At 40.3% G+C, this 15,316-nt stretch carries 6 protein-coding genes; 4 read left to right on the top strand and 2 right to left on the bottom strand.

Annotation, left to right across the window (positions count from 1 at the left end; translation table 11 throughout):
- Positions 1 to 248: 248 nt before the first annotated feature.
- Together ACN1CD_RS04575 and ACN1CD_RS04570 are read right to left on the bottom strand one after the other, a co-directional pair.
- Positions 249 to 4,274, bottom strand: coding sequence for a two-component regulator propeller domain-containing protein (locus ACN1CD_RS04575; protein ID WP_419129085.1), 4,026 nt, complete (start codon positions 4,272 to 4,274; stop codon positions 249 to 251).
- Between the two features lie 324 nt (positions 4,275 to 4,598).
- Complete coding sequence (locus tag ACN1CD_RS04570) at positions 4,599 to 6,128, bottom strand: RICIN domain-containing protein (RefSeq protein ID WP_419129084.1); 1,530 nt, start codon at positions 6,126 to 6,128, stop codon at positions 4,599 to 4,601.
- Positions 6,129 to 7,221: 1,093 nt separating this feature from the next.
- Between ACN1CD_RS04570 and ACN1CD_RS04565 the strand changes: the two genes are divergently transcribed.
- From ACN1CD_RS04565 to ACN1CD_RS04550, 4 genes are all read left to right on the top strand, one after another.
- Positions 7,222 to 8,565, top strand: a complete 1,344-nt coding sequence (locus ACN1CD_RS04565) for a serine/threonine protein kinase (RefSeq protein WP_419129083.1) — start codon at positions 7,222 to 7,224, stop codon at positions 8,563 to 8,565.
- A gap of 44 nt (positions 8,566 to 8,609) precedes the next feature.
- Positions 8,610 to 9,563, top strand: a complete 954-nt coding sequence (locus tag ACN1CD_RS04560) for a hypothetical protein (RefSeq protein WP_419129082.1) — start codon at positions 8,610 to 8,612, stop codon at positions 9,561 to 9,563.
- A gap of 94 nt (positions 9,564 to 9,657) precedes the next feature.
- Positions 9,658 to 11,103 carry a PP2C family protein-serine/threonine phosphatase gene (locus ACN1CD_RS04555; protein ID WP_419129081.1) on the top strand — a complete coding sequence of 482 codons (1,446 nt, stop codon included), beginning with the start codon at positions 9,658 to 9,660 and terminating at the stop codon, positions 11,101 to 11,103.
- Positions 11,090 to 15,163, top strand: a complete 4,074-nt coding sequence (locus ACN1CD_RS04550; RefSeq protein WP_419129080.1) for an FtsW/RodA/SpoVE family cell cycle protein — start codon at positions 11,090 to 11,092, stop codon at positions 15,161 to 15,163. The genes ACN1CD_RS04555 and ACN1CD_RS04550 overlap by 14 nt, the downstream gene beginning before the upstream one ends.
- Positions 15,164 to 15,316: the final 153 nt, after the last annotated feature.

Genomic DNA, 15,316 nt, shown 5'->3' with positions numbered 1-15,316 from the left:
AAGCGGTGGTTCAGCCATCGAAAGTTTTCTATAAAGGCAGAATATTTATGATTATGCTTGACAACCTGATACGGTTGCCAAGCTATTGATTGCTAACCAATACGAAAGCTTAATCTACCATTGTTAGGAAATTGGCATTTAATCAATCTGGGTTTGTCATAGCTTCCAAATGATATTGAAAGAACCAATTAGGAATACCTAGTTTGCCAATACCATACAGGCCTGATGAACCAACAATCTATTGGTTACTAATCCTTTACTATTTTACCATTCAGCTTATAACCTTTATTGAAAGGCTTACGGTACTTCTTAATGTACTCTGAAGGTCTAAGCCCGAACAATTTAGTAAACTGCTCGCGGAAGTATTTGAGATCACTAAAGCCTGCTTCGAATGCGGCTTCATTTACTTTACAATCTGTATTTATAAATAGTTCTGCAACTTTACGTAGCCGAATAATACGAATAAATTCATTAACAGATTTACCAGAAATAGACTTTACCCTTTTGTATAAAACAGAATGGCTCATCCCTATTTCATCTGTCAGCGTTTTGATGTTAAAGTTTGGATTACCAAGATGCTTTTCAGAAATAGCGATACACTTTTCTAAAAAATCTTTGTACTCATTAGATACGTTATAATCATGCGATTTGAGCGTAACTTCATTGTAAAAAAACTTCTGCAAATTACTGCGACTCTTTAGCAAATTAGAAACTCTCGCAATCAGAATATCCTTATCGAAAGGTTTTGTAATGTAATCATCAGCCCCATTCTCAATACCTTTCAACTTAATTTCGGCAGATGAACTGGAGGTAAGCAAAATAACAGGGATATGGTTTAGTGCAGGGTCTGCTTTTATTTCCATACAAAGCTCAACCCCACTTAACTGTTTCATTACCACATCAGTAATAACAATATCAGGAATATGTTTTTTCACTAATTGTAGTCCATACTCACCACTATCTGCCTCATAAATAGTATATTCTTGTTTAAATAAGTGCTTCACATAATTGCGAATTTCATCATTATCATCCACCACAAGCATCGTTGGTTTTTCCGTTATTACTTCAAAAGATGGATCATCTAAAACGTCTGATAACTCTTCCAACTCATATTGGTTATCATCGATCAGTTCGTCTAAAAATAACGGAGCTTCATCTCCATGTTCGTAAATGAATTGAGGATTGAAATGCGCTTTGCCCTTTAATAACCGGATTACAAAATCAGTACCTACACCAGGCTCACTGGTGTAGCTCACGCTACCCGAATGATTTTCAATAAACTTTTTTACCAGATATAATCCAATCCCAAAGCCGGTTTTCGACTGCGAACCTCTTTCAAATACCTGAAAAAACTTTTCAAACAATCTTGCGCCAATCTCTTTAGATATGCCACTTCCCGTATCAGTAACATGAATTTCCACATCTTCTTCCAGTGCGGTGATACTTAACTTAATTTTACCGCCATTGGGTGTAAACTTGAAAGCATTAGCAACAAGGTTAAACAAGGCGATTTCTATTTTTTCCTTATCAGCAAAAATGCTAATCAAATCTTGGCTACAATTAAAATCAAACTGAATATTTCTTGATTTTGCTTGTTGAGTAAAGCAGATATACACCTCTTTACAGAAAGAAACTAAATTAAATTCAACTACTTTTAAATCATCGGCGTCAGACTTTCTAAAATGCAACAATTGATCTACAAGACTTAACAAGCGACGAGCATTGCGATATACTACAATTAAATCTTTTGTATCTACTTGAGTTGTGCTACTATTTAAAAATTCTTTTATTGGATTGATAATCAAGGTTAAAGGCGCTCTAAACTCGTGGGAGATATTGGTAAAGAATGAAAGTTTCTTTTCATTTAATTCAATTTCTTGCGCTACTTTAACATGAGCCAGCTGGATTTGGTACCGGAGCATGTTTTGTTTCTTTTGATAAAGCGTATAAATATAAAGCGTTGCGCAGCCAGCTAAAGTATATAAAAAATAAGCCCACCAAGAGCGCCACCAAGGTGGCAAGACCTTAACCAGAAGCAAGCGTTCGTTGTTCAGCCACAGGCCTTCGGCATTAGTAGATTTGATACGCAACTTATAGTTTCCTTCGCGTAATTTTGAATAGCTAATTGTTCTAACTTTAAAGGAATTATTCCAGCCATTATCCCAACCCTCTAAATAATAAGCATAAGAAATTTTATCAGGTGTGGAATATTCCAAGGCTGTAAAATCTACCGAGAGCACTGCTTGATCATAAGGTATCGTGATCTCCTCAAGCTCATAAACAGTTTTTTTATCTTCGAAGTTAGCGTCCTGCTCATATGGAACAGTGTTGATCCGAAGGTCGGTAATTAAAAGCTTAGGTGCACTAACAAATGGCTTGATCTCATTGGGAAAGAAAATATTAAAACCGTTTATACCCCCAAATAAGAGTTCTCCTGATTTTAGTTTTAAAGCGGCATTGTAATTAAATTGATTGCTCTGCAAACCATCTGCTCCATAAAAATTCCTAAACTGCCTTTTGGCAGGATTAAACCGCGATAAGCCTCCGAAAGTGCTGATCCATAAATTGCCTGAGTTATCCTCCAAAATATTTAATAAAGAGTTTCCTGGCAAACCATCATTCTCGGTAAAAGTTTTATATTTACCTGTATTACGATCAAATAATAATAGGCCACCACCTCTTGTTCCTACCCAAAAATCACCCTGATTATCTTCGTAAATTGTTCTCACTTCCCGATCCAATCTGTAAACCCTATGTTTCCGGCCTTTCCTGTCGATCTTAACAAGACTTGCAAAAGTTCCGACCCACAACTCCCCATTTTTATCCTCTGCAATGGAATAGATGTCGCCTAAAGTCAAATCGAATATTTCAAACTTTTTTGTACTGCGGTTAAATAGGTATAAACCACCTTGAATAGTGCCAACCCAAAGATTTTTTAAACGATCTTCATAGATGATCCACGTGTTTTGATTAATGTTTTTTGTTACTTTATTATAGCATGGGTAGTATTGAAAAGTGCTTGTTGATTTATCAAACTTATTTACTCCTCCTCCATAGGTGGCCATCCAGATATCATTTTTGTGGTCTTTAATAATACTGGCGATATTGTTATTACTTAGGGAGTGCTGTTGATTTGGTTGATGGCTATAATTTGTAAATGAATTGTTATTTCTGTTCCAAAGCGCAACACCTTTGCCATCAGTGCCAACCCACACTTCACCAGATTTATCCTCACAAAAAGAAAGTATGAAATTGCTGATCAGTCCGTTTTTGTCTAAAGTGTTATTTGAGACCGTTTTAAACCGATTTTTTCGCTCATCTACAATATTAATACCCCCTCTTAAGGTGCCAATCCATTTACGACCATCTTTATCCTCCAGCACTGTCATCACTGCACCGCTGGTTAACTGGTTTCTCCCCTTTCCTGCCAATAAATAGGTTAGCTTGTAGGTTTTAAGGTCATAAATAGTAACACCTCCACCATCCGTACTGATCCAAAGTTGATTTTTCTGATCGATTGATAAATTGTGGACATCAATATAGGATAAAAATCCAACTGCCGTATGATGTGCTACGATTGACTTCGAAGCAATATCATATTGGTATAATCCCCGCTCATTCCCTATCCAAATATTCCCTTGCCGATCTGGCTGGATACATTTGGCGGTAGTTATTGATCCATTAATCAATTGAACAGTATTGCTTTTATAGTTATACAAACATAAACCGTATCCTTGTACAAATAGCCACACCCTTTTTTGTTGATCAACTTTTACTGATTGGACACTGTAGTTAGTGCGATTTTCTTTCGACATTTCGAAGGATATTTGATCTGCCCTTAACTGATTTTGCCGATAGATTAATAGTCCGTGTCCTTCGGTAGCTATAAAGACGTTAGCCTGCATATCTTTCTCAAACCCGAAAATGACACTCGATGTCCGCTGCAACCCTTTACTTTTAATAAATGAACGAAATTGAATTTGAGAAAACTTGCCTGTAGCCGAATTATAAATACTTGCACCCTGCTTAGTTCCTACTAAAATATTACCAATACGATCTTCATGAATAGACATTACGTCACTGTTAACCAGTGATGTGGTATCATTTAAGCGATTTCGGAAGATTTTAAAAGTGTAACCATCAAAACGATTTAAGCCGTCTGACGTGCCAAACCACATAAATCCATATTTATCCTGATGGATACAATTTACCCCATTATTAGAAAGGCCTTGTTCAATCCCCAAATAACTGAGCGAAGGATTATCTGACGCCATCAATGGCAACATATAAAACAGACATAATGTTAGAAAAATCGGATAGCGCATCAGAAAGCAGAAATAGAAGATATATTTGGTTTGAACTTCTAAAGTAAAGTATATTTTTTTGAGACTAGCCAAGAATTTTCAACTTTTGTTTTTGAGTGGTTAGAAGTTCTGTTTAAAATTGGACAAGAGAAGACATTAACTATAAGATTTTAATGCAATAAAGTAGCCATGAACAAAGGAAAGGCTACTTTATTGGGTATTTGGAATTGAAATTCAAGTTTTAGTTTGATATTATTATTTCAATTAAGAACTTATCCATTTTGAGATTAGAGGTTAAGGGATAATCTGCCATTGTTGGTCATTCGAGAAGTTGAAATCGGCCAGCACTACACCTGCGTTATCAGCCGTTGATGCTCCAGAAATCCCTAAGCATTTACCTAATGTATTAACCGAAACTATACGATAGTAACCTCCTTCACAAGGAATTAGGTGCCACTTTTGCGAAAATTCATTGTTGTTAGTGTATTGGATAACATTGGTGCCAAGTGTTCTTGAATTACCAGGGTTATCTAATGATTTGCCACTATGAACATTCGCTATTCTGAATTCGCCATTGCCAAGGTTTGTAATTGTCCATTTTTGATTATTTCCGCCGTTTGAAGTATATTGTTTAAGTTGTTCTCCTTCTGCAGTTGACCATGCTGGAACATCTAATACTTTTCCGGAATTACGGTTAACAAGTCTTCTACTTCCGCTAAATGATACCGCAGGTAACGACGACCAAGTACCTGTGGCTGTATTAATATCCCATTGATCATACCACGGTAAGCTCAAGTTGGTTCCAGAAACATTAAATGGAAGCATTACTAATCTTGACATCGAAAAGTTTCCTGTAGACCATCTGTCACCTATATAGACGTATGACGTACCACTTGATCCAGTTACAGGGAATGCATTGGTTACCTGAGACTGATATGTTCTTGCCCCAGAAGGAGCCACAAGACCTCTACTCGTCCATGGTCCGGCCAAGGAAGTAGCCGTATAATAACGATTGTCGTTTGTATCCCAACCCGAACACATTGATTCTATTAAGAAATATACACCATCTTTTTTAATCAGAGCGTGTCCCTCGCAGCCAAAGCCCCAAGATGCATTTGCACCTGATCCTCTATATACTTCCCTAACGTGAGCTGTATAGGCTGAATTAAGCTCCATGATTACAACTTCTGAATTGTTTGAGATGCTACTAATCATATAAGCTTTACCATCGGTATCCTTGTAAACGTTCATATCCTTACTATCAAGTCCTAGTGGTCTATAGTGCCCTTGCCAAGTATAGTTTCCACCTACTGTACTAGAGGTAGCATAGCCTACTTCAGAGGTTGCATAAGCATTCCATCCCTCATAATGTACCCACAATACAAATTGTCCGGTGGTGGTATTGTGCAACAGCTTGGGCCTTTCAACTACCGATCCACTCGCAACATCAGGGTGAGATGAGTTTTTAAGAATGGTGTTTACGAAAGTCCATGTTTTCAGATCTGGTGATGAGTATAGGTTTACACCACGAAATGTATAATTATCTTGAGAGCGATCCATACCCCATAGGTAATAGAGATTATCTACTTTAATTACACCGCCTTCTACCGCATGCACAATATTACCATTTGTGTCATAAAGATCTCCTGCTGTGGTGATGTTTGCTGCCGCAGAAAGACTTGCTACATTTTGAGTGGCTGAGACTTTAGGGATTTTAAAAGTGTCCTGACTTTGGGAATCTACTACTTTTTTACAAGATACTACGTAACAAGACACTAATAAGAGTGCATACCATCGTAGTGATGAAAGTTTAAACTGGTTCATATTTGGTTTTGGTTTCTAATCAACATATCTTTTGATGATTGTCAAAGACATACTGTGGTTAATAACTTTAATTCCTCTTGAGCTGCAGTCTCAAGTAGCCTGAAATCGTAATCCGTTTATCACGCAGATTAGTTCAATGATTGGCTAATGCAAATTGCGGTAATAATATGAGTTCGAAGGGGGGCGCATCGTTTTATTTTAGGGGGAAAATTAGTCATTGTTAGTATTTATGGGCTAAAGATATATTGACAATGATGGGGTAGTTTCTTATGATGAAAAAGCCTTAGTGGTATGTAGCAGCAGCGTAGGAGTTAGCAGGATAAAACAACTTTCAATCGGTTCAATCATATTCTTCTTATTGCATAAGTTAGCCAAAAATTTTAGCATTCGATTTATTTACTGGAAATCGCATAAAAATTTATGGTAATATGCTGTAGGTATATATCTCATTGCAATGGCTTTTTGTTCGTTTGCACTTTTTCTAAATCTGATAGATAAAATTAGAAATAATCTTTATCTATCATTATTAACATTTTTAGGAATACCATTATTTTGTGTTATTTTTATAATTATTACCATATTAACCGACAGTCTTTTATACAATAATACTGTTACTGTGTTCAGAAATCTTTTAATTTTTTCAATAATTTATCTCTTTTTTACAACTTTAGAATTTTTAATATTCAGAAAAAGAATTAACAGACTGCGAGCTGAATAAATAAACTACTGCTAAGAAAGGTTTTCCGTCAGGCGGGCTGATTGCAAAATTCAACGTAGTTTTTTCAGTTGAACTTTATTTTCTGTTTGTTCATCAGTAGAAACTCTGATGTTAAATCGGCAATTATCATCATAAATCTATTAAATTAAACTTTGGTGATAGTAATAAAGTACCGAGCAAGGGTATTTAGTGTGATATTGTTTCAAACCTGGTACGGTTGTAATAGTATATTGCTGGCAATTGTCTGCTCCATATTATCATCCCCCAGCCAGATCACTATCTTAGGAGAAAATGCTTAACTCTGCGTACCCCTTGACTACATTTAATTTATTGTTTGGCAATAAAAAATCCCTATAATTGTTATTAAGGAGAACTATGAGCAAAGTATTTACAATCACAGAAGGGCTAGAGAATTTAGGAGCGCTGCGAACGGGCGGACAGGGATCGGTATATAAGGGGAAGCGTATGGGTGCAATCTACTCCGCAGTAAAATTAATTCCTACTCCAATCCACACCGAGGACCGTGACGATAAAAATTACCGCAATTTTGAAAACGAAGTTTCAAAGCTGCTAAAGGTAAATGAAAATCCCAGTCCGAATGTTGTAAAAATGCTCAGTTTCGGCATAACAGAAAGCGGATCCTTCCCATTTATAGAAATGGAATACATAGAAGGGCCTGACCTTTGTGAGCTGCTTCAGCCCCCACATCAAAAGATATTCACGCTAAACGAACTCATAAAAGTTGCACAACAACTCGCTGCAGCCCTTGAACACTGTCATAAACTTGGTGTAAAACATGGCGATGTTAAGAGCAATAACGTTAAATACAACGTGCATACGGCCAACTATGTACTACTCGATTTTGGACTGGCCATAATGAGTGAGGAGCAACGGAGAAGCAGCATCCGGCATGCGGGTGCTGTGGAGTTTATGGCGCCTGAACAAAATGAAGGCAAAATGCTCTTGCAAACCGATATTTACAGTTACGGCATAATCTTATACGAATTACTTGGAGGTGAAGTCCCCTTTCCCCTATCTGGAAATAGCGATACCGGACGTAATTTGGTAATGATCGGTCACATGGAAAACGAAGTTCCAAACGTAGTTGATCTGCGCAAAACCAACTTACCCTCGACCTGGACTGAAGAACAGAAAACCCGGGAAATGCAGGTTCCCGATTGGCTTTTAAGGCTAATCGATAAATGCCTGCAGAAAGATCCCATGCTCAGATACAGTGATGGAATGGCCTTGCATGAAGCGGTGGTTAGTGGAAGCTTATCAGGCATTACATTTCCGATCGACAATACTGCTATGGATCTGCTCAAAACGGAGAACGAAGCGCTCCGTAAACAGGTATTAGCGCTAGAAAACGTAGAACAGGGCCCAGATAGAAAAGGCATACTGTTGCCTCATTTTGCATTCGCCTTTTTGATCATATCAATTATCGGATTAGTGGCTTTTCTGGGATATTCCCAATTTAGCAACAAACCACAGGCACGACAAGTTACACTTCCCATTGATTCGATACCTGCTGCTGTTGATACCTCAGCGCTTGACAGAAAGAAATTAGCGAATGAGCGCAGGGCGGCTGAAGCAGCGGCAACAAAGCGGGTTGTAGATAGCGCCATCAACGCAGAGATTAAAAAAGCGAGAGAGAAAGCGGCCGATAGCACAGAAGACCTCACTCCCGATACTTTGAATACTCCTGTAGAGTTTTAATTTTATAAACAATTCCCTTAACCGCCACACAGGCACCATAACTTATGGAAACAAAATCAAATTTCTGGCAGCGTATTGGTATTCAGGACTGGTTTCTAACTGATGAAAACAAGAGCAGTAACCAGAAAGTACCACAACTTACCCCGGAAATCATCTATAGCTTTATCGTGGATAAATTTAAGGAGTCTATCAGGGAATTATCATTTGCTGATCGCATCGTTTTTTATCATGAATTCATTATCACCTTTAACGCAGAAGATTACCAGGCATTTGTAGATAATAAGCAGGGGATTTTTGGTTTGATCGTGCAGGAAACAGTCAAAAAATTCTACGAGATTTTAAGAGAATACCGGCAAGCGGGCAAAACTGTAGAGCCATCAGGCTCGAAATGGGTATTCCGACTGGTATCGCACCCGGATTATGCAAGGGGTGATAAGGGTTTTATCGGAAAACTGTTGCCGGGCAATAATCAAAAATCAGAAAACCTCCGTGTAACATTTATTCCCCGTCAAACCGGTATTGCACAGACATTCGATATCAACAACGATATTTTAAAGGGTTTCACTTATTACAGTGAAGGTTATATGGAAATCCCCTACGAAGCTCAATTGGAATATGTTGATAATAATACTGTTCCTTCTGCAAACCAGGCCGTTATCGCCCGGTTGGAAGCCATCATACCTGACAAGCAGTTTTCAGGTAAAAAAATCGAGTTCCTGATTAAAACAGAAGATACTATTGTTTCGGGAAACGAGGACGAACGCGAAGATTCCAATATTTTCAAGATCGACTCAGAATGGACCAATTCACCGCATCTGCACATCCGTTATAACAAAGCAGACGGGAATTTCTATTTAGCTTCTTTCGGTGAACTTACTACCTTGAATGAAATTTTGGTACAGCGTAGCGAAATTAATTCACCGCAGTGGGTTTCTTTGCCCCTCAACTCCAGGATGCTGCTCAACGGCATAATCGGCTTAAACTTATTTAAATCATAGCACATGTCGCAACTCCTATCCATCTTGTTGTTATCACTAGTCGTTGCGCTGATGATCGTTCATTTTAAAGACATTAAAAATTCCAGCAATAAAAATGGATAAACACTTTTTTGGCCTCACAGACACCGGCAAATCCAGAGATAACAATGAGGACAGCTTCATTGTTAAGTCTCTTACCGACGATCAGTTGATTTTGGCAGCTGTGATAGATGGCGTGGGCGGCTATCATGGAGGTGAAGTAGCCGCGGCTATTGCAACGGAACAAATTTCGATGCAATTCTCAGATCGTCCGGTCGATCCAATATCTCAAATGATCAGGGCGTTCAAGAATACAAATGAAATGATCGTTGCCAAAAAGCAAACCGAAAAGGATCTTTCGGAAATGGCTTGCGTAGCCACTATGGTACTTGCGGATATTGAGCATAACCAATTTTATTACGCTCACGTTGGCGATACCCGATTATATCTGCTACGGGATGGATCATTGATCAAAATCTCTAAAGACCATTCATTTGTAGGCTTTCTGGAAGATTCGGGAAGATTGGATGAGGCCGCGGCCATGCAACATCCAAAACGCAATGAAATTAATAAGGCAATTGGTTTTAGTGATCAGATTGCTACCGATGACAGCTATATTGAAACCGGTCAATCTCCTTTCCTACCAGGCGACATGCTCGTATTGTGTAGTGATGGGCTAACCGATATGGTCAACAAGCATGACATCACTAGTCTGCTTCTCCAAGGGGATACGCTCGCGAAAAAAGCAGGTAATCTCATCGCTCTTGCCAATGAAAACGGAGGCCGTGATAATATTACTGTTGTGCTGCTGCAGAACAATAAAGAACCTCAACGGGTAATACCCACCAAACCGGGCTTTACGCAACAAACTCAAGTACCTGCAGCAGGAGCAGAAAAAAATGAAGCCATACGGGCTGAAAATCCAACACTAACAACCACTACACCGCCCAAAAGAAATTATGGGTTTACGGCGCTGGTTATTTTATGCTTCATCCTTCTTGGCACCACCGTATTTATGTACTTGCAAAACCAGCACACAGCGGCCCCTGTTTTACCCCTCGGTTCATCACCAAAAAAAATAGTTAGAAATAGCCAGGAGCAATTACTACAAGATGCATTTGATCATGCCGTAGGTGACACCCTAATCCTATCCGACTCGATTTTTAAAAGTCCGATTTTAATCAGCGATACTTTACGCCTTCGAAAAGATACCTTATACGTTCTTGCAAACGGCATTGTGCTGCAAGCGGATAGCGGATACAAAGGTGCGGCCATAACCATGCTATCTCAATCCAGGCTTATGAAGTTAGACAGCCTGCAATTTAAAGGCTTCGCTACCGCTATTGCAATTTCAAACCAAGCATTGTTACTTAAAAATGTCACTTTCACCAATTGTTTACTTCCCGTAAAAAACAGCATCAGCTTCCCTGATCAGCAACTGGTAAATGCCGAATTGATGAAACTTAGTCCATTAAAAAGTACCACCCCTAAAACCAGAGATTTAAAAAATGGAGCAGAATAAAGGGGCCGTTAAAGTGAGCCGGGCTCATGAACGAATCTTCATATTAGCCATTGGAACCGTTCTTGCACTATTCTTCTACCAATTATATTCGATCATTCAGCCTAGATTTGCAGAAGTTGCGCCACGCTTAAAAGCTGGCACCATGGTGAACCTGAATGCGTTAAAACCTGCTGAAAATATCAGGAACCTGCTTAAAAAAGGTTACTATTTTGAAGATCGGCGGGACATTGATCTTATTGAAAAAACCATTGCAGATGCAACGCCAAATACCCAACAACTTGACAACATTGGCGAAGTTAATAAACGCAGGTACTTTTTACTTGCAGACGAGGCCTTTGAAAAAGGGGGTAAATCATTTAAAGCAAGGGTGTTGGCATCGCGGGCATTGCTTGGCTATACTGGTGATGATTCGCTCAGATTCGCACAGGAGCAGAATAGTCCTCGGCCCTACCCGTCTGAAATAAGCCTCGGCCTGGGTGAGCACGATATCAGTGGGAAGATTGTAGAAAATGAAAAGCCAACCCCAGGTGTACTTGTCCGTTTGGAAATGATTTTGCCGCAAGACAGTATCTACAACGACGAACCTACAGAAACCATCAAAAATATAACTGAAAAAGCAAATGGCATTACAAAGGTTTTTACTTTGGATACTGCTGGTAAACGGAAATTGCAGCAGCTTACCGCCTATGCCCGTACCGGTGCTACCGGGGAATTTACTTTTGCAAAGTTGCCCGACAACCAGGCATTTAAGATATTGCCTTTAAAACCCGGTTTTCAGTTCGGTGCCTCAAAGGGTGTACAAAACCTTAACGATAACACCGTTTTCACTTTTGAGCAGCGCCCCCATACGATAAAGCTTTTTTCTACCAGGGATTTCAATATCCTCAAAAAGGAAAAATCACTGATCATTAGAACACCCGAAGAATTCAACAAGTGGTTTGTCATCATCTGCGGAAGCCTGATTGGTGGATTTTTTCTTGTCCACCTCCTCCTTTCATGGAAATTCAGCACTGCCGATCAGGTCATATTGCCGGTAGTGATGCTGCTTACGGGCATTTCTTTCCTTATGCTGCTGAGTTTACAGGATCCGCTACGCGACCGTTTTTTAGCTAAAGATTCACTCCTATACCTGCTAATGGGTTTTGGTGGCATCTTGTTGATGCTGTGCATTAAATTACGTCGTTTCAATACCGATACCTGGGTTTACCGCCTGCTTTTATTTAAGAACATCCGATCAGCTGCAAACGGGTGGCCCTGGGCCTTAGCCGCCATTGGATTGCTGGCACTCACCATCTTATTCGGAACCGGACCAGAAGGAAGTGGTGTAAAGGTAAATCTGTTCGGATTTCAGCCCAGTGAAGTGGTGAAGTATCTGATCATTTTTTTTCTTGCAGGATTTTTTGCAGTAAACGAGAAACTGATCAGTGAATACACGAGCTGGAACAAAAGATGGTCATTTTTCTCTTTTGCCTTATTGGCAATATTGTTGACCCTCATGCTATTTCTGGTATTGGGAGATCTTGGCCCGGCGATGGTGGTTTGTTTCACCTTTATTATTTTATTCTCCTTCTCCCGGGGCGATTTCATGTTTATGGCAGGCGCCATCGTTTTATATGTAGTGGTGTCATGGATTTTTGAAAACATATGGATATCCACAGGGATCACCTTGCTTTTGGTGGGTTCGTTGATGTTTTTCCAGCGTAAGCAACTTAGTGAGTCTGCGATCATGGTGCTGGTGATCATGTCGGCATTTTTAACGATCGATCAAATTCCATATCTGGATCGCGTCTTCCCTGGACCGGTACAACGCCTGGGGGATCGGAAAGCCATCTGGCAGGATGCCTGGAACAATGAAGTTTACGGCGGCGACCAAGTGGCCAATGGTTTATGGGCCATGTCTACAGGTGGCGCAACAGGACAGGGTGTTGGAGAGGGCTTTGCCAAAACCATTCCGGAAGCACATACCGATATGATTTTACCTTCGATAGGTGAAGAATTTGGATTAACGGGAATGTTGTGCATCTTCCTGCTGTTCCTGTTATACCTGCACCGCTCAATTATTATCGGCAGGCGAACAGGCTCACCGTTTCTCTTTTATTTAAGTGCAGGAATCGGCGTATCTACCTTTGTACAGTTTCTTCTCATCGCAGGTGGTTCTACCGGAGCTTTACCGCTATCGGGGGTATCCCTACCCTTTCAAAGTTATGGGGGATCATCACTTGTACTCAATTTTTTAGCTGCTGGATTTTTAATGTCGGCATCTGCTGTGCGGGGTACGGAAGTACAGCTGCAATACCTCGCCAAACAGCAGGACAAAAACCTGGTACCAGCTTTGATTGCTGCCTGTTTGGGCATTATACTGTTGGGCGTTAATGTAGCAGGCTACGTACTGAATAACCGGAAATGGGTTGTACAGCCGGCCTTGGTAGCCGACCGTAGCGGTGCAAGGATGTTCAGTTACAATCCACGCATCGCGATATTAATGAGCCGGTTAAAAGCCGGCACTATACATGACCGCAAGGGCATTCTAATGGCAACCAGCAACGTTGATAGTGTGAAGGCCCAACACTTTAAGCTCATTGGTGCAGGTATCCCCCATTACAATCTCGATTCTGCGGTACACCAAAGATTAGACCGGTATTACCCTTTCGAAGAACAATTGTTTTTTTGGACAGGCGATGCAAATTCAGGCATATTTAACGGAAGTGTGAACGGTTATTTTGCAGATTATGAACACGCAGCCGAACTCCGCGGATTTAAACTCCCTGCAAAGAGCTTTACGGTACTTGCAAACAGATACAGCGAAAACCGTTTCCTGGCGAGGGGAGTTAAGGAAATGACGGTTGTGAAAAAAGATTATGCTGCACTTTCTCCATTACTCCTTGCCGGTATCAGTAGTAAAGAGGTGGAAGATTTTAAAAATAAGAACCGCGATGTACAGTTAACAATGGATGCCGGCCTGCAGACCAAGATACAAAAGTCGATCGCCCGGGACACTTCACTATCGGATAACCGCGTTTCTGTTGTAATCATGGAAGCAAGCACTGGCGATGTACTTACTTCTGCTGTATATCCCTTACCGCCCATCCATGATTGGGAACGGTTAACCATGACTAATGCAGAACAGAACCAGCTTTCTGGGTGGATCACCACCGCTGACCTTGGCTTTACCAATTTTACCCAACCAGGCTCAACCGCTAAGCTGATTACTGCCATGGCATCGTTTAATAAACTGGGCATGGCTGCTGCCGATAAAAAATACCAGGTGGCATCCTGGGAACGTATCCGTACCAAAGGCATCGAACCAGATGAAACGGGATTGATCGACCTGGAACGGGCTGTGGTTAAATCTAACAACGTCTATTTCATTAAACTTGCAAACCAAGAACAGTTGCAGGAAAATATGGGCGAGCTGTACCTAAAAACAGGCATGTTCTTACACGGAGCCGGAGGATACTATTACAATAAACCCAGCGAAAACGGCGCACAGGAAGAAAAATGGAAACAGCTTTGGCGCAGGACCGAATTCAATACCAAACCAAAATATGACCCTAACAACATCCGAAAGACAAGGGCAAAGGGAATTTCAGGCATGTCGTGGGGCCAGGGAGCGCTCATTGCAACGCCAGCAGCAGTGGCGAGAATGGCTGCCGGGATTGCAAACAATGGAAATATGATTGCAAACAGGTTTGTACTTAAAGTAAGCGATCAGCCGCAGGCGATAAAAACTGGTACAAAATTGGTAAACAATCCGGAGTATGCCAGGCTGATGCAGGAATACATGATTAAACAGAGTGGGCCAAAGGCAGCAACGCTTGGCCTGGCGGTTGCCGGCAAAACAGGGACGCCAGAACGGATCTGGAAGAAACAACAGGTTAATGATGGCTGGTATGTATTTTTTGCACCAACTGCAAAGGGTAATGGCCATATTGTAGTCTGTATACGCATTGAGGCTACCAAAGGGTCATCAGACGCAGTACGATTGGCCGGCAAACATGTAATCCCGCTTTTAAAAGAGGGCGGCTATATCAAAAGCATAGTTTCATCAGCTAAAAACTGATAACCATTTACCGTGCTTTAATTGAACAGATGAAACATTTTAATTTTAACTCAAACAGTGAAATCATAAATTTAATAGCTTTACTGTAATGGAGAACAGAATGGAGATGATGAGTTCAATAATCAAGATAACACAGTAGTAAAGCACCAACAA

It is taken from the genome of Pedobacter sp. N23S346, from assembly GCF_048515415.1.
Lineage (GTDB): Bacteria > Bacteroidota > Bacteroidia > Sphingobacteriales > Sphingobacteriaceae > Pedobacter.
Note: the sequence above shows the minus strand (reverse complement) of the source record. Positions and strands in the feature narration are given on the sequence as shown.